This is a genomic window from Ahniella affigens, assembly GCF_003015185.1.
Taxonomy (GTDB): Bacteria; Pseudomonadota; Gammaproteobacteria; order Xanthomonadales; family Ahniellaceae; genus Ahniella; species Ahniella affigens.
The window spans coordinates 1,424,569-1,443,948 of record NZ_CP027860.1 but is presented as its reverse complement, the minus strand read 5'-3'; the positions used below and the strand labels follow the sequence as shown (position 1 = coordinate 1,443,948).

General features: G+C 61.4%; 13 protein-coding genes. All 13 read right to left on the bottom strand.

Annotated elements, in window-relative coordinates:
- Nucleotides 1-276: 276 nt before the first annotated feature.
- Entirely contained in the window at nucleotides 277-2,748 is a 2,472-nt protein-coding gene (locus tag C7S18_RS05425; RefSeq protein WP_170113129.1) for an autotransporter-associated beta strand repeat-containing protein, read from the bottom strand.
- A 94-nt stretch (nucleotides 2,749-2,842) separates the two neighbouring features.
- Entirely contained in the window at nucleotides 2,843-5,698 is a 2,856-nt protein-coding gene (locus tag C7S18_RS05420) for a hypothetical protein (protein ID WP_106890603.1), read from the bottom strand.
- Nucleotides 5,699-6,720: 1,022 nt separating this feature from the next.
- On the bottom strand, nucleotides 6,721-8,046 hold the full coding sequence (locus tag C7S18_RS05405; RefSeq protein WP_106890600.1) for a M56 family metallopeptidase: 1,326 nt from the start codon (nucleotides 8,044-8,046) through the stop codon (nucleotides 6,721-6,723).
- Nucleotides 8,036-8,410 (bottom strand): BlaI/MecI/CopY family transcriptional regulator, encoded by a 375-nt coding sequence (locus C7S18_RS05400; RefSeq protein ID WP_106890599.1) that lies wholly within the window; start codon nucleotides 8,408-8,410, stop codon nucleotides 8,036-8,038. Before C7S18_RS05400 ends, C7S18_RS05405 begins: the two co-directional genes overlap by 11 nt.
- A 196-nt stretch (nucleotides 8,411-8,606) precedes the next feature.
- Nucleotides 8,607-8,957, bottom strand: a complete 351-nt coding sequence (locus C7S18_RS05395) for a PilZ domain-containing protein (protein ID WP_106890598.1) — start codon at nucleotides 8,955-8,957, stop codon at nucleotides 8,607-8,609.
- A 24-nt stretch (nucleotides 8,958-8,981) separates the two neighbouring features.
- Complete coding sequence (holB, locus tag C7S18_RS05390; RefSeq protein WP_106890597.1) at nucleotides 8,982-9,971, bottom strand: DNA polymerase III subunit delta'; 990 nt, start codon at nucleotides 9,969-9,971, stop codon at nucleotides 8,982-8,984.
- Complete coding sequence (mltG, locus tag C7S18_RS05385) at nucleotides 9,968-10,975, bottom strand: endolytic transglycosylase MltG (RefSeq protein WP_206207978.1); 1,008 nt, start codon at nucleotides 10,973-10,975, stop codon at nucleotides 9,968-9,970. The genes holB and mltG overlap by 4 nt, the downstream gene beginning before the upstream one ends.
- Nucleotides 10,963-11,757 carry an aminodeoxychorismate lyase gene (gene pabC / locus C7S18_RS05380; RefSeq protein WP_106890596.1) on the bottom strand — a complete coding sequence of 265 codons (795 nt, stop codon included), beginning with the start codon at nucleotides 11,755-11,757 and terminating at the stop codon, nucleotides 10,963-10,965. The genes mltG and pabC overlap by 13 nt, the downstream gene beginning before the upstream one ends.
- Entirely contained in the window at nucleotides 11,754-13,112 is a 1,359-nt protein-coding gene (locus tag C7S18_RS05375) for an aminodeoxychorismate synthase component I (protein WP_106890595.1), read from the bottom strand. Before C7S18_RS05375 ends, pabC begins: the two co-directional genes overlap by 4 nt.
- A gap of 16 nt (nucleotides 13,113-13,128) precedes the next feature.
- Complete coding sequence (fabF, locus tag C7S18_RS05370) at nucleotides 13,129-14,367, bottom strand: beta-ketoacyl-ACP synthase II (RefSeq protein ID WP_106890594.1); 1,239 nt, start codon at nucleotides 14,365-14,367, stop codon at nucleotides 13,129-13,131.
- Nucleotides 14,368-14,485: 118 nt separating this feature from the next.
- On the bottom strand, nucleotides 14,486-14,728 hold the full coding sequence (acpP, locus tag C7S18_RS05365) for an acyl carrier protein (protein ID WP_106890593.1): 243 nt from the start codon (nucleotides 14,726-14,728) through the stop codon (nucleotides 14,486-14,488).
- 292 nt (nucleotides 14,729-15,020) lie between these two features.
- Complete coding sequence (mtnA, locus tag C7S18_RS05360) at nucleotides 15,021-16,046, bottom strand: S-methyl-5-thioribose-1-phosphate isomerase (RefSeq protein WP_106890592.1); 1,026 nt, start codon at nucleotides 16,044-16,046, stop codon at nucleotides 15,021-15,023.
- A 48-nt stretch (nucleotides 16,047-16,094) separates the two neighbouring features.
- Nucleotides 16,095-19,271, bottom strand: a complete 3,177-nt coding sequence (locus C7S18_RS05355) for a TIGR03032 family protein (protein WP_106890591.1) — start codon at nucleotides 19,269-19,271, stop codon at nucleotides 16,095-16,097.
- Between the last annotated feature and the right edge of the window lie 109 nt (nucleotides 19,272-19,380).

The following is a 19,380-nucleotide window of genomic DNA, read 5'->3' as shown; positions in this document are numbered from 1 at the left end:
GCCGACGACGGCCAACGCCGTCGAGATCACACACGACACTCCAATACCAACCGCCTTCGCAAGCCATCGCGTTGCTCCCCCAAGGAGACAAATGCGGTCGGGTGCGTTACCCGACACTGCGCAGCGTCGAGTGTACGCCATGCGATTAGTCACCCGTCAAGCGAGACGTGGAATCGGTCCAAAGTTGCCTTGGGCTCAATCAGCCCCCGCCGGAATCAACCCCGCAAATCCTGGATTCCGACTGCGTGATAAACGGTCCGCGGCGGCTGATCGCGCCTACTCGAATCCATCGACAAACTGGGGAACAGGCTGCAGTTGGAAGTCCACGACATTCGGGCCGAGAATCAGCGTGCCGCCGAAATCAGCGTTGTCACCCTGGTACGGGAGCAGCTCGAAGTCGCCCAGCGCCAGGTTGTGCGTTTGTACGGTTTCGATCAAGCGGTAGCGTCCCGGCATCGGCATGCCGACGCCATCCGACAGACTGATCCCGATACGGCCGCCCGATTCAATCGCAAGTTGGTTCAACAACAGTCGGTCGCTCAGATCAGGGTTCGCGGGATCGCCGCCCAGTTGGAATCGGAACGTCGCGCCTACGGCACTCACTGTCGCATCGATACCCGCCAGCGTTCCGACACTGCTGCCGCCGGGCGACACCGTGCCCCCTTCCAGCCGCAAGTTGCCCACATTGCCCGTGCCGGACAACTGACCGTCCACGGTACCCAGGGGGTGATCGACGTCACAGCAACCCACTCCCAACACGGTTGTCAAACTGTCGCTCGGAAGCGTTGCGTTGACCTGCAATTCGCCGTCCTCGATCAAGATGCCGCCGGTCAGCGTCGGTGCCGTTGCAATCGTGACAGTGTTCGTGCCCGTTTTGCAGAATCGTCCTGATCCACTGATGACGCCCTCGATGCGAATCGCCGTCGAGGCACTCGCACCAACGCACACGTTGTTGGTCAGGCTCAACGCGCCGCTCAGATAGATGACGCTGGGCTGCCCATCACTGGTTTCGAAGCGCAGGCTCGAATCGCCATTGCCCGGCCCAGTCAAAGCCAGATCATTTGCAAGGTTCACCAGCGTTTGATCATGGTGGACGATCAACGAACTGCCCGCGCCCACCGCAAAGGGTGGCGCTGCCTCGGCATTGTGCCAGCGCTCGGCATGATAGAGCTCGACCAAGCCATCACGAACTTGCACGTCGGCACCGGCCGCAAACGCAACGGTGCTGGCATCCAATACGACGTGGCCCGACGTTTCGAGTCGATGTGACCCAAGATCGATGCCGCCCGCAATATTCAGGCTATTGCCATCGCCCGCCAGCTGACTATTGGCCGTCAGTGTTACCGGTCCATTCAACGTGGACGCCGGCGCAAGCACATTGCGCACCACGCCGCCCGCCAGAATCAAGGGCTCGTTCAACTGCAAGTCGGTCATGCTGAGATTGCCGTTGGCATCGACCGTCGTCGGTGCCGAAGTACTGCCGAGTGCGCTGACGTGCGCCAGATGCAACCGACCTTGCACGGTCGTTGGACCGGTATAGCTGTTGTTGCCCGACAGCGTCTGCGTGCTGCCAAACGCGCCGGCAACGCGCAAACTCAACTTGCCGCTGGCGCCATCGCGCAACACGCCACCGTAACGCTCATCGAACATGCCGGTTATCGACAACGTCATATCCTGACTTGCCCCGTTTTCGATGATACCGGCATTGCCATCGCTGGCGATCAAGCTCGCCACTTCTGTATCGTGACCGCCCAGACTGAGCACACCGGTCGCGTTGCCGGCATAGTCGATCACGGTCCCGGGCCACGTGCTGATGGCTTCCGCGCCAGCCTGAACCAATCGGCCGTCCTGAACTTGGATGCGACTGAACGTGCCCTGCCCGGTTAGTCGCAGCGTGCCATTGCCAAGCTTTCGCAGCAGCGCTGGATTCCCAAAGCTCCCCATATCGAGATGATCGGAAATCGTCACACCCGTGCTATCGGTATTGCGAATGTCAAAGCGATAGCCGCCACTCGTGTCGACACTGATCGGCCGCGCTAGCAATCGGTTGCCACCTTGCGCGTCGATCCTGAGCGTGGCTGGGGCTTCGATGGCGCCCTTGAAAATCAGGGCGTTCGTCGCCGCGCCGAGTTGGTTGTCGGTGTTGATATCGAGCACCCCTTCAATCAGCTGCACCGCCTTGCCAGCACCGCCCATCGTATTGTTGCCGCGGAGCACCAGCACACCGCTGCCAGTTTTCAACAGTGATGCCGGCTGGCTTGGCGTGTTGTTGATGATCGCCCCCAGCACCCGCAGTTCGCCGCCAATAGCAAACGTGGCATCGCCGTTAAGGCGCACCTCACTGCCGGTGGATTGGTTGGTCGTCACGAGGCCTGCATCGACCCGAAACATCGGATTCGCGCCGCGCAACTGCAGATCGGCGGCGCCACTGGCACCGAGGACAATTTCGCTGGTCTGCAGTGCATTGAAGCCGGGCTCAAACCATATCTGTTGCACAACGATCTGCGAATTGCCGGGCAAGCCCATGCTGTTGGGAGTCGCCGTGGGGCTACCGGCAAATCGCAGCACCGCATTCGCATCGCCATTAATCGCCGTGATGGCCGTATCAGGCGCCCAGTTGTTTGCGGTCCACCAGGTCGTGCTCCCGCCACCGCCGTCCCAGTCGTAAACGTTCTGCGCCCAGCTACCACTGCTGATCAAACACAAGAGCGCTGCGCACAGTGTGCGGATGGCGATGGGATTCGACATGACGGACTCCAGAGAATTTGAATGTGGAAAGACCTGATCGCGTCCGTCACGAGCGGCTTCAAACCGCGCCAATCGCAACGCGCGTGATGGGCGCTCAATCGGACTCGAAGCTGTCCCGAAGCAACACATCGAGCACGACTGCGTCGCGATCGGCGGCGCTGTTATTGGCCGGATCGTCGCTGCTCGCGCCAATGATGTTGGTGCTTGCCAAAGATTCGAGGGTTTGCCCAGCCGCCAAGTCCACCTGCCCCAGGCGCTCGAACAGCACCCCTGCGCCAGGCGCGAGATCGACCACGGCGTCAAGCAGGTCATCGGCTGGCGAGCTTGGGCACGCGGCGCCTTGCAAACCGGTACAACTCCACAGCACCGATGACAGGCCAGTTGGCGCCGGTGCTTGAATCGACACGCCGGCCGCCGGATGCATCCCGACATTCGCAATCAAGAGTTGACTCAAATCGCTCAATCCTTGAATGACCTGATCGCGGCCATTGCCAAGTGTCAGCACGACTTCCACATCCGGATCGAAGATCTGCACGCTGCCAACATCGGGAAACAGTAGCCCGGAATGGGTGTCGACGCGGTCAGTAAAAGGGGACCCGACAAACGCGCGGTTGCCGTCGAGGAACAACCCACTGCCAAACGCTGCCCCCGTTTCCGGCGCCGCGGCGACCAGTTCGCCGATCTTGACCAGCTCAGCGCCATTGGACAGATAGTTGTTGACGCGCCCTGCGCCGACGCTTTCGCCCACTGTCGCAAGGGGTGAAGCCGCGAGAATCATGCCACTGTGAACTGCCAAGCCTGCAGCAAAATGCGCGCCGGCAGGCTCATGGCTGTCTGCAAGCGTTCGGAGCGCCGTGGGCGCTGACCAGTCCAGCCACGACAGTTGCCCTTGATCGACCAAACCAGCAACGTCGGCATCGGGCGCGCCAATCGCCAGCACGCGCCAACTGCTTGCCAGACTGGCACCAAAGTGCGCATGCGCTTGGGGCACCTCGGCCACATGCGTCTGCGTCAGCGTAAAGTCGTTTTGATTGCGCGCGAACAACAACACTTTGCCAGCGTCCACCTGGCCATTGACATCGGCCATGGGCGCACCGATTGCAGCACCGGCCACCGCGTGCGCCAGTGTTTTGCCGAACCGATCGCCAGCCGCACCATTCGGATCGATCACAGTCTGCCGAAGCACAAGCGATGTCCCCATTACTTCGGCCACCACGACGCTGCCGCGCGATGACTGGCCATCAACGATCGCACCAGGCACACCGATCAACACTTGGTTGCCCGACGCCGAGAGCGCGGCGCCAAACTGCGCCCCGCTCTGCGCTGAAGCTGCATCGAAACGCCCCGAGAGTGTGTAGCCATTGCCCTGAGGACGCAGCAGGTAGACGCCACCCGCAGCCGACTGATTGAGCGGACTGGCATTTGGCGCACCAATCACCAAGGTATCTCCGGCAAGTGTCAGTGCCGCACCAAACGCGTCGCCTGCTTGGCCATCCGAAGCGACGAAGCGCTGTGCAAACAACCAGCTGCCATCGGGCTGGCGGCGATACCAGTCGACTGCACCGGTCGCACCAGCCGTGGCGCGCGTGGCGGATGGCATCCCGACAAAAGCATGGTCGCCAGATGCTGCAATGACCCGACCGAAGTCGCTACCGGGAATCGGGTACGTCGCACTGAGTTTGGCCTTCCAGACCGGTGTTTGCAGGCCAATCTCAAAGACACTGACTGATCCCGTATCGGCAACGCCGACCACATCATCCAGCCGGGCACTCACGGCCAGCGACCCGGCAGACAACGCCAATGTATTGCCAAACATGTCGTCACTACCCGGATCCGGATCGACCAACTTGCCCTGATAGGCAAAGCTTGGTTGGATGCGATAGTGATAGACACTGCCCTGCGTCCCGAGCGTCACCTGATCGGCGCGCGCGCCAATCACCAGGTCAGTGCCATCGGTATTGACTGCGTATCCAAACAAGTCCGAGGTAGCGCCATCCGACGCTTGAATCAGCGCGCCGCCCGACCATACCGAACCGCTTCGTGTGAACGGCTGCACGCTGCCGCGATCGACAGTCGCCCAGTCGTCGAACGGTGCGCCCACATAAAGACGATCTCCGTTGAGCGCGATCGACCAGCCAAACCAGTCCTGCTGGTCACGACCCGTCATTTGCAGCGTCTGTTGCAGACTGAAACTCGAACCTGAATCCACATAGACCGACACCGCGCCACAGTCGGTCAGACCGCCACCATCTGCCAGCGGCGCGCCGACCGCCACCGTGTTGCCAGACAAGGCAACGGACCAACCGAAACTGTCGCCGTTGACGCGGCTCGTGGGCTCCAGCCGTTGGGGCGTCTGGAACGTGCCGCCATTGAACCGAAACGCAAACGCTGCGCCGACATTGTTGGTGCCACCGACACTCGCATAGGGGGCGCCGATCACGAGCATCTGGCCATCGAACGCAAGGGCGGACCCAAACCGATCATCGGCATCCGTGCTGGCGGCGGTCACACGCGTGGATTCAACGAACCATTCGTTTTGCAGCATATAGACCACTGCGCGCCCGCGGTTCGCATCGGCACCGATGTCGGTACCGGGCGCCCCGACGATCAGCCGCCCGTTTCGCAACGCCAGCGCCGAACCAAATAGATCGCCACTCTGGCCATCGGACTGCGCCAGGCGCTGCGTCACCAGAAAGTGATCCCCAACACGACGATAGAGATAGACCACACCTTGGTTCGACCGCCCGTCGACCGTGGCCGTGCTGGCTCCAACTGCGAGCCACTCGCCATCGAACGCCAGCGCGACGCCGACGTTTTGCCCGCTGTGCGCGTCATTGCCGGCATCCAGTAAACGTGATTCGATGGCGGTCGGCACCGTCCAAGACTGTGCCAGGCACACCGCTGACAACAGCAGCCCGCAAAGGCCTGAGAGTAGATTGAGACGAGGCATGGCGCAGATTCCGCAGTGGTCCTGACTGCATCAAGCGCAATCCGGCGGCGAAATCGGCCAAGTGTTTTTCAATGATGGGCGGTGATCAGATTTGCCAATCGATCTAGCGGCGCAACTTAGACTCAATACCGATTCATCGCGTTTGCGCTGCGTGTTGCGGTCAGCCCGCTGGAACCACGCCAGCGTTAGCGCGATCCCAGTAAACCAGAATGTGTGACAACCATCGAAGCAACACAACGTTCGTTGCTTCAGCAAATTCTCTGCTTGAACGACGGCACATCAAACTCACCCCGGATCAAGTCCGGGTTGACGAGAGTCCAGGTCGCCTCGAAGGCGCACTGATTTGCGCACCAAACGGCTATTTGTGATGCGAAATTCTTGCGAAGAGGCCACGTCGCAAATAGCCCTCTCCGCAACCCGCTCCCATCAAACATCACCCAAGGCATTGTGTTTGTCCTCAATCCAGCGATACATACTGTGTGAAAACGGTTGGAGTTTGCGGCGCAACCCCATTGCCGTCATCCCGACGAAACAGACTGTGTGAAAACCTTTGGGCAGGACAATATTTGGCGCTTCAACATAGCCTCGGCGCGGCTGCAAGACCTTCAAACCCACCCCGGATCAAGTCCGGGGTGACGAGAGGTGGATTGGAACTCCTTGGGGAACCGATCCTTTCTAGCGTCTGAAGCAACGACTTTGCCTCGACGGACACTCTCGCGATTCGTCACCCCGGACTTGATCCGGGGTGGGTTTCAGGTTCGCGACAAACTGACCCATCATTTGCACTCATCATCGCTTCCGAACCCGATCGGCTAGGTTGCTCGAACCAGTCCTTTGTTGATTTCACACAGTCTGGCACGTGGGAGGGCTTGGGGAGGAGGTTACTTGCGGCCAGAATCATCACCACCCGCAATTTATTGGTTCGCAAAAACAATGGTTTGTGGCGTGTTGTATGAAAGCGGGAGCGCGCCAGCGCTGCAGCCGAGCGCGCCCGGAATTCGGCGACTACAACAACGCCGACCTCAGCACCCCGGATCGTTGGTCTTCGTCCAGAACATTTTGTCTTGCCAAGGCGCCGTCACCACCTTCGGGAGTCCCGTTTCGGCAGCAGGGGTTGTTTCCAATGCCGCGCCCGGCAAACCCTTTTGCACCGTGATTTGCATGGACCAAGAGCCAGCAGCATCAGCCCCCTCACCGGTGCCACGGATGCCACCTGCTTGCCCTAACGGCAACAGCAGCGTCGGTGTGCCGAGTTCCTGCTCTGCTTGTGTCGCGCGCGTCGACACCAGCACCACACTTGGATCAGACGTCCTGGTGACCGTGAACTCCAGCGCGACAGCGTCTGCCTGCTCACCAAGGCGCGCAGACATGGTTTCGCCCATTGGTCCGGCGAGTGCGAACGCGGCATCGGGTTGACCTGGGAACTGCGCAGAGACCATGACGGTGTAGTTGTTCGGCGAGCTGGGTGCCTGCGTCGTATCGAGGGCCAATGTGAGCCCAGTCAGGCCGAGCAAGATCAGTCCAGCAGAAAGGCGCATGGTCGTGCGAAGAGCAGAATTTGCAGCATGGTGTTTCAACATGGTGACTCTCCAGAGCAGCGGATGTGTCGTCTGCATGGCGCAGACCAAGGGCGCCTGGGCACTCGTTTGTGCCAAGGCTAGTGTTTGGGCGTATTCAAGACTCGCATCGGGGCATGCACGTAAAACGCGGGCATCATTCGCGAGCTCCTGATCATTGATGAAGCAATTGAGTGCCCACCAAGCCAGTGGGTTCCACCATTGGAGGACGACACACAGCCAAGCGAACCAACGAATCGGCAAATCACCAGCGCGCCAATGTGCACGCTCATGGGCAACTGCCAAGGCTTGCTGGCGGGTGGAAAAACGCGTTTCGAAGTCGGGGGGCAACACCAGGCTCGGCCGCCAGAACCCGGTCAATGCAGGGCCCGCATTTGCACGGAATACCTGCGCCTCGGGCCATTCCGGATGCTGATCGCCAGCCGTGCGACCCAATCGCTTGGTGAACCGCATATGGCGCGCCATCAGGTAACCAAGCAGCAGCACGCTGCCGAGTTGCGCCAACACGCATGCGACCAGTGCGAGGCTTGTGATCGATGAGGAGCCCGCAATCGTGACGGTGGCACTCGGCGCGGCCTCAAGTGGCACTACCACAGTCGGCATGACGCTCACTTTCGGCAAACAGGTGGCGAGCGCGAGCAGGACGGGCAGCAGCCAGAGCCCATACACTGTTGCGGGCGCGCCGGACCGATGCCAAAGCGGACGCAACAACAGCACGATCAGCAGCCCCACATTAAAGGCGATGGCGAGCTTCAGCAGATCAGGAAACATGGCGCAGCTCCAGATCTTTGAGGAGCTTGCTCAGCGCGTCGCGCTCTTCGGGCTTCAAGGCTCGATGCTGACTGAGATGCGCCAACATCGGCGTGACTTGACCGCCGAACAACGTATCGAGGAAGTTGCCAGTCGCCTGATTCAAGTACTGCTCGCGTTCCCAGAGCGGCGAGTAGCTGAAGCGCCGCGCGTCGCGCTCAGCCCGCACTGCCCCGCGCCGAACCAACCGCGCCAGCAAGGTCTTGACCGTCGACGGCTGCCAACCACGCGCGTCTTGAAGCGCCGCAATCAACCCTTCCGACGTGCGCGGGGCTTCGGCCCACAGCAGGTCCATGACGGCGAGTTCAGAATCTGGCAATTCCATGCAAAAACGCTCCGGCTACATTTGTAGACCAGGCGAGTCTACACCTGTAGACGAAAAGCGCAAGCCCTCGATTGCAAGGCCGTGTTGCACCGGTGACCGACGTTGGCATGAGCCGCCAGCAATGCAGCAAGCCAGCCTGATCAGGCCGGCAAAAAGGGCATTGGGTACGTTGCGACGCGCCGACGTCGGCGCCGGGTTACATCGTATGCGTCATGCGCTCGGCGCCCAGCGAGCCCGCCAGGATCTGCTCGATCTTGGCTTTAGCCGCTTCGCCGTCGGCGGTTTCATTGAACTGGACGCCGATACCCGACGTGCGGTTGCCTTGGGCGCCCGGGGGTGTGATCCAGACGACCTTGCCGGCCACGGGCAGGCGGTCCTTTTCGTCCATCAGCGACAGCAGGATGAACACTTCATCGCCGAGGTTGTAGCGCTTGGCCGTGGGCACAAACAGGCCACCGGTTTTCAGAAAGCCCATGTAGGCGTTGTACAACGCGCCTTTGTCTTTGATGGCCAGCGACAAGATGCCTTGCCGCGGCATGCCGCCCATTGGACCTGCTGCCATGCTCCACTCCTACTTAGAACTGGCCGACACGGTATCACGCCAGTTGCCGAGAATCTCCGCCAGAATCAAGTCCGAACGAAGCGGCGTGTCCAGTTGCAGACGCGCGCGGTTGGCCTGATCCCACCAGGCACTGAGCTTCTGAAAATCGGCGCGGGCGGTCAAGGGTATGAGGCTTTCGGCCACGCCAGCTTGCAGCGTCAAAGGCGCTTTCATGGCCTGCGCCACCAATTGCACGGCGGCGCGCAGGCGAAATCCGGGATCGGCGGCCAGCCAGCGCTGAACCACGTCCATCAATGCTGCCGACCCGGCAAGGGCCTGAAGGTCCCGGGCCACGTCGTTGATCTGCTGGCGCTGTTCTGGACGGGCGAGCAACAACGCCTCACCTGGGTTGCCATCGGCGAGCTGCAGGGCCGGCTCGGCATCCTTCTCGGCAATCCCTTGGGCACGCAGCCATTGCAGGCTCAATGCTGGTTCGGGCTCGCGAACGTCGATGCGCTGACAGCGGCTGCGAATCGTGGCGCTGAGCCGCATCGGCTGATCACTGACCAGAATCATCATGACGCTCGCCTCAGGCTCCTCCAGGGTTTTCAGAAGCGCGTTCGACGCGGCGGTGTTCATGGCCTCGGCCGGTTCGATGATCGCCACCCGCCAGCCGCCACGCTGGCTCGTTTGGGCAAAGCGCGCGCTCAGGGCGCGGATCTGATCGACAATGATCTCGGTGCGCAGCTTGCCGTCGTCACGGGGTTCGAACGTGATGGTCAACGCATCGGGGTGATTGCCAGCGCGGAGCAAATGGCACGCCTTGCATTGCCCGCAGGCCGCATCGGTCTGGTCGGCTGCGGTGCACAGCAACCAAGCCCGCACTTGCTCGGCAAAGACGCGTTTGCCGAGGCCACGCGGGCCAGCCAGCAGCAAGGCGTGCGGCAAACGCCCCTGGGCACGACGGCTTAGGAGGCGCTGCCAGTCTTCCTGCAACCAAGGCGCGAGCACAGCGCTCATTGCAGCTGATAGCGGCGCACCGCTTCGTTGTGTTCGCCGAGCGTCGCCGAAAAGTGCGAGGCGCCATCGCCTTTCGCCACAAAATACAGCGCATCGCCGGGCGCTGGGCGCGCGGCTGCGGCAATCGCTTCTTTGCCCGGGAGCGCAATCGGCGTTGGCGGCAGGCCAGCACGGGTATAGCTGTTGTATGGCCCATCGGTTTCGAGATGCCGACGCGTCAAGTTGCCGTTGAAACTGCTCCCCAGTCCGTAGATGACGGTCGGGTCGGTTTGCAGGCGCATGCCGATTTTCAGGCGGCGACTGAAGACGCCAGCGATTGGGCCACGATCGTCGGCGCGCCCGGTTTCCTTTTCGACAATGGAGGCAAGAATCAACAGATCTTCCGGACTCGTCAGCGGCGAATCCTGCGCGCGCTGACCCCATTCCTTCAGCAAGGTTTCTTCCATCGCCGAAAACGCGCGCTTCAGGATGTCGATGTCTTGCTGGCCACGCACAAACGAATAGGTTTCCGGCAGAAAACGGCCCTCGGGGTGCTGGCCGGGTTTGCCGACCCGAGCCATGATGTCCTGGTCGCTCAGTCCAGACAGCGTCTGCTTCAATTTTTCGGCTTTGCTGAGCGCCAGGCGCAGCTCGCGAAACGTCCAGCCCTCGACGATCGTGAACTGATGCAGGATCACTTTGCCCTTGGCCATGCGGGTCAGTAGCTGGCGCGGCGTCATCCCGGGCTCAAGCAAGTACTCGCCTGCCCGCAGGGTGCGGATCACCCCCAACTCGGTGGCCAAAAGACGCCAGTATTCTCTCGGTGCGTTGGTGGCACCCGCCTGGGTCAACTGGCGGACAATCTGATTGAACGACGTGCCCATGCTGACGTCGACGACCACCTCGTGACCATCAAGCGGCATCGGCGCGTCGGAAAATGCTTTGTAATCCCGATAGAACCAAAGGCCAGCGACGACCAGGCCCACGAGACCGAGCAAAAACAGACGACGTATCAGTTTGCGCATTCAAGCTCCACTTGCAGTCTGGCCATCAAGTCGATCGTGGCAGGCCCGGTCGGCCAGGACTGCTGGCCGATCCTCGCCACAGGCATGATCCCGCGAACCGCGTTACAACAAAAGACCTCGCTCGCCCCTGCCAGTTCAGTCTGGTTCAGGCGGGCAACTGTTACTTGGGTCAGTTCAAGAATCCGCGCCCGGCACACGCCCGCGACCCCGCAACGATCCAGCATTGGCGTCCACCAGCGTTGATCTTGGTAGACGAATAGGTTCGCACTTGTCGTGCAAATCAGATCGCCAGCCAGATCACACATCAGCACATCATCGCAGCGCCCGGCAGGCTGTTCGTCCCGGGCCAGCACTTGTTCGAGACGATTCAGATGCTTCATCCCGGCAAGCGCCGGCTGATGCCCGAGGCGCGTTGCCGCCCATTCCAATTGCACTGATTCCGCCTGTTTCGGCAGGTTCGGGTCGGCAAACATCAGCCATTCGTTCTGCGCGCCGTGGCTCGCATAACCGCGCTGTGATGCCGACCGGGTCTGCATGAGCTTCAAAACGCCCTGCCCTAGATTCGCGGCCACCGCGTGAACTTGCGCACTCAGAATCGGCCAGTCGTCAAAGCGGCCATGCAGCCGACGGTTGGCCTCCTGCAGGCGTTGCAGGTGATACGGCCACCAGGCAATCCGCCCGTGTACGACCCGCATCGTCGTGAAATGCCCATCGCCGTAGTGAAGCGCGCGCAGATTCGCCCAGTCGGCGTCAATTTCACGCCCGTGGCGCCACACTCTCATGCCGTCATGCCCAACGCTTGCAGCAATCCGCGCGCCTTGTGCCGCGTCTCGGCCAGTTCGCGCTCTGGTACGGAGTCGTAGACGATCCCGGCTCCCGCGCGCAGGCGTACGTCGTTTCCAGACAGGCTCATGGTCCGGATCAGAATATTCAGTTCCATCTGTCGGCCCGGCCCGACAAAACCCATCGCACCGGTGTAGAAGCCGCGCGGGCACGCTTCGAGCTCGGCGATGATTTCCATGCAGCGAATCTTGGGGCAACCGGTAATCGTGCCGCCCGGGAACACTGCCGCAATGATGTCCCGCAGACTCGCATCAGCACGGAGCCGCGCCCGCACATTCGACACAATGTGGTGCACGTGCGTATACGTTTCGATCGTCATCAGCTCATCGACCTGCACGCTGCCCGCCACGGCAACGCGGCCAAGGTCGTTGCGCTCCAGATCGATCAGCATGATGTGCTCGGCGCGCTCTTTGGGGTGCGCGAGCAACTCGGCCTGCAACGCCAGGTCGGCGTCGCCTTGCGCACGCGGCCGGGTGCCCGCGATCGGCCGCGTTTCGATCAGATCGCCACGAACCGCGACCAGACGTTCGGGTGATGAGCTCAGCACGGCCCAATCGCGATAGACGAGGCTGCCCGCAAACGGCGCTGGATTGGCCTCGCGTAGACGCCGGTACAGACTCGCCGCGGGGTTCGGACCAGACACCTCTGCCTGCCATTGCCGCGACAGGTTGACCTGGAACACGTCGCCAGCAGCGATGTAATCGCGAATGGTGTCGACGCCCGCGCAAAACTGCAACGCCGGGTCTTCGTGCAGCGATTCAATGATCAGCGTGTCGGGTGGCACCAGTAACGACTCGGGCGCGAGCCCGGCGAGCAGCGCCTCCACCCAAGCCTCGGCCTCAGGCTCGTAGACGGCCGACAATCGATCCAGTGCATGATCCCGAACAAACGCCAACGGCGTGCGCAGCGCGAGCGCCCGCGGCAACTCGGGCTCGGCCAGGACATCGTGCAATCGTGGCTCGAGGCACGCTGCGTATTCGTAGCCAAGCAGCAACGCGTAGCCACCCGCAAAGTGGCCCAACTCGGCGAGGGATTCGGGCGCTGCGCTCGGCGCCGAAGGCAACCGCTCCTGCAGCACACGCAGCAGGTCCTCACCTTGAAACTGCCCGTGCTGATCAACCACGGCCGCGCGCGCGGTTTGAATCAGCGCGTCACCCGTCGTGGCCAGCAGCAAATCAAATCGACCACTCCGCGCATGCCTTGCGCGACTTTCCAAGAGCATCGGAAAGCGAACGGGATCGGCAGCGTGCAGACGCTGAAGATCCCAATGCTGGGGCAGCGTCCGGACACGCATGAGGGTCAGGTGCCGGTTACAGTTTTCGGAACACCAGGGTCGCGTTCGTGCCACCAAACCCGAACCCGTTCGACACGGCCACCTGGATCTGCTTCTGGCGCGCGACGTTTGGCACGTAGTCGAGATCACAGCCTTCGCTCGGGTTCTCCAGATTGATCGTCGGCGGAATGACACCATGGTGCAGAGCCAGTACCGAGAAGATTGCTTCGACACCGCCGGCCGCGCCGAGCAGGTGGCCAGTCATCGACTTCGTTGACGACACCATGGTCTTGTAAGCGTGCTCGCCCAAGGCCTGCTTCATCGACAGCGTTTCGGCCAAATCGCCAAGCGGCGTCGAGGTGCCATGCGCGTTGACGTAGTCGACCTGCTCCGGATTGATGCCTGCGTCCTTCAACGCGACCCGCATGCAGCGCGCCGGACCCTCGCCGTTTTCACTCGGCGCGGTCATGTGATACGCGTCCGAACTCGCGCCATAGCCGATCAGCTCGCAATAAATCCGAGCGCCGCGGGCCTTGGCGTGTTCGAGCTCTTCGATCACCAGAATGCCGGCGCCATCGGCCAGCACAAAACCATCGCGGTCTTTGTCCCAGGGCCGGCTCGCGTGCTTCGGATCATCGTTGCGCGTGGACATGGCTTTCATCGACGAGAACCCGCCAACTGCCGTTGGCGTGCAGCCGTGCTCGGCACCGCCGGCAATCATCACATCGGCATCGCCATACTGAATCATGCGCATGGCCGTGCCGATGCTGTGATTCGACGACGCGCAAGCCGACACCGCCGAAAAGTTGGGCCCTTTGAGACCCAGATGAATACTGAGTTGCCCAGGCAGCATATTGATGATGGTTGACGGCACGTAGAACGGCGACACCTTGCGCGGGCCACCGATGTGCAGCGCGATGGCGGTGTCTTCGATGCCACGCACCCCACCGATACCCGAGCCAATCACAATGCCAATACGCTCGGCATTGGCCTCGGTCACCGCAAGTCCGGAATCCTGCATTGCCATCCGCGACGCTGCAAAGCCGTAGTGGATGAACTTGTCCATCTTCTTGACGTCTTTCGGGCCAATCCAGTGGGTTGGATCGAAGCCTTTGACTTCGCCAGCGATCTGGGTGGCAAAGGCGCTGGCATCAAAGCAGCTGATGCGATCGATGCCGCAGACACCGTTTTGAATGCTGTCCCAGGCGCTTTCCAAGGTATTGCCTACCGGCGAAACGATACCCATACCGGTGACGACCACACGACGCTTGCTCATCCGTTGCTCTCCATCCATATCTCAACATTCACGGCCTGATCACGAACGAGCGTTTCAGTACCGCGCAAATGAAAACTGCGCCAGAGCGGCGCAGTGTTCAAGTCTTGCAAGGCCGGAATCAGGCCTTGTCGACGTGCGTCTTGATGTAATCGATCGCCATCTGCACGCTGGTGATCTTCTCAGCATCTTCGTCCGGGATTTCGCACTCGAATTCTTCTTCAAGCGCCATCACCAGTTCCACCGTGTCCAGCGAGTCGGCGCCCAGGTCATCAACAAACGACGCATTGGCGGTGACTTCTTCCTGCTTCACGCCGAGTTGTTCGACCACGATCTTTTTGACGCGTTCTTCGATGCTGCTCATGTTGGTTTTGTCCTCTGAATCGGTGAAATGCCCGGACGCCGTCAGCCCCGACGCCGCCCGAAAGCGAAAAAACGGCGTTCATTGTAGAGCAAATGTTCAGCGACACCAAACAATCCTCAAACAAACGTTTAGAGAGTATCCGAATAAGATCATACCGGGCGCGCTGACTTGCCGGGTTTCGGGCACGTGTCCCACGGTTCGCGGGCCCAAAATCAAGTACTTGCGTCCTGGATTCTGGTCTGCTCAGCCAAGGCACGAAGACACCCCCGCACCATGCACTCCAGTCCATGCCTCAGGCGAAAAATGGCGCCTTGAAAACGCCTTGCTCAGTAATGATGGCGTCAATCAGCGCGCCCGGGGTCACGTCGAATACCGGATTCCAGGTCTGGACGCCATTGGCGGCAATGCGCTGACCGCCCGCCTCAAGGAGCTCACGCGCTTCGCGGAGTTCGATCTCGATGTGCTCACCGCTAGCCATGCTGAGATCGACGGTCGAGCTCGGCGCCACGACCATGAATTTGACCCCATGATGGCGGGCTGCAATCGCTAATTGGTACGTGCCGATTTTGTTGGCCGTATCGCCATTTCGCGCAATGCGGTCAGCGCCGACGATGACCCACTGCACTTGCCCCGTCTTCATCAGATGCGCGGCTGCTGAATCGGCAATCAATTTGGCCGGAATCCCGTCTTCCAGAAGTTCCCACGCGGTCAGTCGCGTGCCTTGGCCCCAAGGCCTTGTTTCGGTGTTAAATACGGCCGCCACGCGACCCTCGGCATACGCGGCCCGGATCACGCCCAACGCCGTCCCAAATCCAGCGGTGGCCAACGAGCCGGTGTTGCAATGCGTGAGCACGCCACTGCCTTTCGCAATCAAACTGGCGCCGAGTTGCCCCATATGGCGATTGGCGGCAAGGTCCTCGCGCTCGATGGCTACGGCTTCTTCCTCCAATCGCGCGACACTGGCCGCGCTACCCAAGACACGCTGCATGCGTGCGAGCGCCCAGAACAGATTGACGGCGGTGGGTCGCGAGGCCGCCAACGTGGCAATCGGTTCGGCGAGTGCGGCAGCCGATACGACGCCATCAGCACCGGCGGCGGCTTGCGCAGCCAATACCACGCCATACGCGGCCGAAATTCCGATTGCAGGTGCACCTCGCACGGTGAGGTTCTGAATTGCGGCGGCAACTTCGGCCGCCGTGCTGCAAGTGGTCCAGAGTTGCTGCATCGGCAATAGCCGCTGGTCAATCAGACGAAGACTCTGACCCGTCCAGGTTACCGCGCGAATTCGGTCATACCGTGCGTAATCAACATCCTGCATGTTGCGAGTTCCTTGTGCTGCCTATGCGTGAAAATGAAGGTGTCGGACTCAAGACGCAATGCCGTTTGGCACCACGAATGAGGACTGCAGGCGTTCGTCTTCGGGTTCAAGCAGCTCCGGAAACAAGAGGCCGGGCAGCAGGGCGACATCGAAGATTTCCTGGACTTGCCCCTCGAAGCGGAGAAACCCGGCGATGCGCGCGGTCCCAAGGTCCACCACCCAGACGCCGGACAGCCGCTCCTTGATGCGCTCCATCACTGGCAAGCCGCCAAATACACCTTCGCGAATCTGCGACAGCCCAATCAGCGCGTACGGCCCGACAAACGCCAGGCCGCGCACGAAGCCCGGCAATTCGGCGAACGGGTGCGCGCGCCCGGTTGCCAGATCAATCTGGGACAGCGTACCCAATCCGGATTCGAGCACCCACAGGCGGTCTTGATACCAGCGCGGCGAATGCGGCATCGACAAGCCCGTCGCGACGCACTCGTGCGACGCCACGTCAATGATCACGCCACCATCCGCCTTGTGTTCGCGCCAGCCACCAGGTGTGTCCGTTTGCGCGAGGCAACTGACAAAGCGCAGCTTGCCATCAATCACGGTGAGACCATTCAGATGACAACGATCGGTCGCTTCCAGTTTGGTGATGAACTTCGGTTGCCACCGCGGCACAAAACTGTGCACGCCATCAAGCCCCGACAGACACGAAAAGCGCGTGTTCACCACGCACAGGCCCTGGTCGGTGTAGGCGATTTCATGCACGCGTATGTCGCCCGTCAGAAACTGGTTGCGGGGAACAAAGCACGCGTCATGACGACCCACAGGCGGCAACGCTTGCGCGACACCGCGTTGATTGTGGTACTCCCAAAGGCCTCTTGCCGTGGCGATCGCGAGGCGGTCGCCCTGGGCTGCAACGCCCATCGGGCTCGGAAAACTCTTGAAGTGGGTGTTGATCCCCTGCCCCTCGGAGCGCAGCAAGATGACCCGACCGCTCTGATAAGTCGTGACCGCGACGCTACTGCGAATACTGGCAAGAATCTCAGCCATGCCGCGCGTGTACACGCTGCCAAAGGCTTGCTCTGGCGCCACCTTCGGTGCGGTCGTTTCAGGCGGGCGTGTATTTGCTGCCACGGCCGTCGCGGCTTGCCCATAGAGCACGGCGGGCGCCGGCTTCGCCAAAGGGGTAGCGTGATCATCCGTGACGCGCATGCGTGCGCGGACTGGCGGCGCCACATCAGGGCCGCGGGCGGCTTCCGCTGCGGCCATGAAATCGGCAAAGCGCCGCACCATCGGCTCGGCAATTGGCAGCGCCTCGCGGAGCAATGCCTCGTTTTGCCGCCACTTTTCTTTCGCATGCGGGGTCAGCGTGTGTTTGGACGGTGGCAATTCCTGGATCGGGCGATCCCACGCAAGGTCGAGCGCTCCACAGAGTCGCCGCAAGCTGGCCTCGGGCGCATCAAGCAGTTCCTGATACCGAATGACGTGCACGCGATCACCGGGAATCTGCGCCAGATCATCAAGCAGCACCCGCACGGTTTGCGCCCACTGCCGAGCGGCCACTTCATTCAGAGGCTTTTCGTTCCACTCGCGCCATCCGGGCGTCAACAACAACGACCAAGGTTGCCCGGTCCAACCTGGCAACCGCGGATACGTCACGAAGCGCCGCGAGCGCCAAGCGTCGATCATGGAGCTGATGGTCTCGTGCGGCTCACGATGCAGCACGACAAAATGCGCATCCGGATACGCGGCGGCGAGAAACGAAACGCGCAGCGCGTTCTTGGGGGTCTTTTCCACGAAGCGCACCCGCCGTGCGTCAACCCGCACGGGCCGGCCGTCGCGATCACGCAGCTGACCGAAGAAACCGTGAGTCAATTCGGCGACCGTCACCGCGGAGGCGGCACTCGCGTCAACACGATTGCTGTCGAACTGGACGCGGCCCGGATTGAGACCGGGAATCTGCTCCATGATCTGATGGCTCTCGCCACCGATGCTGAGCACTTCCGGAGACTGACACAGCGCCTCAAACAACATGCTGCTACCGGACCGTGGCGGACAGACCACAAACACCGGTCGATCAAAATAGGCTGGCGCAACGCCGGCTGAGCTTTGGCGCTTGACTGGCGCCGCGGCGCTGATTGGCAATGCCTCTGGCAGGGGTGGTGCGGCGGCAAGCAGCGCCGGTACCGGCGCAGCGATCTCCATTTTTGGTGTCTGCGTTGGTGCTTCAGCACGCGGTCGCTGGCGCTCATCCTGTACCGCAAACGCGGCAGTTTGGTCCTCCGGCCACGCGAGCTCGGGGTTCAACGCCACCCGGACAATGACTTGGCGCAGAAACTCCACCGCGTCACTGCCGTTTCGCAATAAGATCGATTTAGGCAATGCGGAAAGCGCTGCATCAAATTCCTGCAAGCGCTGCCGAAAGCCAGCGTGGCCAGTCGCCAATGCGGCATGTTCGGCAAACCACGCCGCCCAGGTTCGATCCAGCCGCACCAGCAACGGCACCAACAGCGGGCGCTGCGCCGGGTCCGCCAATTGACTCAGGCAGGTATTCAGCCAATGCCGAAGCTCAAACGGGCTCATGACCACGGGCTGGTTGTCATGTTCCAGCGCCAATGGCAGCTGGGTGTGACCTTTGGCAATCAGGCGGGACTCAGGGTTGGCTGGGGGATTGAATACCTCCGGACACTCGCCTGCATCCACCCACTGCTTGAACGCGGGCCCGCCGATCGTGTCGATCACCAAGTGAATGCGTTCGGTCGGCATCGTGTTGATGACATTGTGAGTGCTCCAGGTATCAAATACCCAGCACTCACCCGCGGCCATGTTGACGGCGCGCTTGCCGACGATGAACTGCACACCGGGTTCAGTCACGATGGGCACGTGCACGCGATAGCGCGTCATCCAGTAGTAGTTGGTGTCAACGTGGGCATGCGCCTCGCCATTGCCCTGAATGCGCATCAACCGGGTGCGCCCGATCGGCGATTGCAAGCTCGCCAGAACGTCGCGCAGATACGGCGTGGCGGCGAGCCAAGGGGTCGGCCGCATCGGGCCCTTGGTGCGATCAAGTTGCGGGTCGCCATGCGCAGCGATCAACGGCAGTGCCGAATTGCCAGCGTAACCTTGCGGGTGGGCGCGCCAGGCAGCCTCTGGCAAAGCCTTCACTTCCTGGGCCAGCGTTGCGGCGTCAAAGCGGATGGGCAGTCGAACAAACGGGCGATCTAGTTGCATGACTTGCCAGACAGTTGGGTTCGGGAAACGCGCGACATATAGAGAAGCAACCGCGCCAACTCAAACCGAACGCGAGCCAACCTGCTCGACGCTTCGCGGCAGTTGGCGA

Excerpts from the sequence above, each read along its gene's own strand:
- C7S18_RS05425 (WP_170113129.1), bottom strand. The coding sequence starts at position 2,748 with ATGTCGAATCCCATCGCCATCCGCACACTGTGCGCAGCGCTCTTGTGT.
- C7S18_RS05420 (WP_106890603.1), bottom strand. The coding sequence starts at position 5,698 with ATGCCTCGTCTCAATCTACTCTCAGGCCTTTGCGGGCTGCTGTTGTCA.
- C7S18_RS05405 (WP_106890600.1), bottom strand. The coding sequence starts at position 8,046 with ATGTTTCCTGATCTGCTGAAGCTCGCCATCGCCTTTAATGTGGGGCTG.
- C7S18_RS05400 (WP_106890599.1), bottom strand. The coding sequence starts at position 8,410 with ATGGAATTGCCAGATTCTGAACTCGCCGTCATGGACCTGCTGTGGGCC.
- C7S18_RS05395 (WP_106890598.1), bottom strand. The coding sequence starts at position 8,957 with ATGGGCGGCATGCCGCGGCAAGGCATCTTGTCGCTGGCCATCAAAGAC.
- holB (WP_106890597.1), bottom strand. The coding sequence starts at position 9,971 with ATGAGCGCTGTGCTCGCGCCTTGGTTGCAGGAAGACTGGCAGCGCCTC.
- mltG (WP_206207978.1), bottom strand. The coding sequence starts at position 10,975 with ATGCGCAAACTGATACGTCGTCTGTTTTTGCTCGGTCTCGTGGGCCTG.
- pabC (WP_106890596.1), bottom strand. The coding sequence starts at position 11,757 with ATGAGAGTGTGGCGCCACGGGCGTGAAATTGACGCCGACTGGGCGAAT.
- C7S18_RS05375 (WP_106890595.1), bottom strand. The coding sequence starts at position 13,112 with ATGCGTGTCCGGACGCTGCCCCAGCATTGGGATCTTCAGCGTCTGCAC.
- fabF (WP_106890594.1), bottom strand. The coding sequence starts at position 14,367 with ATGAGCAAGCGTCGTGTGGTCGTCACCGGTATGGGTATCGTTTCGCCG.
- acpP (WP_106890593.1), bottom strand. The coding sequence starts at position 14,728 with ATGAGCAGCATCGAAGAACGCGTCAAAAAGATCGTGGTCGAACAACTC.
- mtnA (WP_106890592.1), bottom strand. The coding sequence starts at position 16,046 with ATGCAGGATGTTGATTACGCACGGTATGACCGAATTCGCGCGGTAACC.
- C7S18_RS05355 (WP_106890591.1), bottom strand. The coding sequence starts at position 19,271 with ATGCAACTAGATCGCCCGTTTGTTCGACTGCCCATCCGCTTTGACGCC.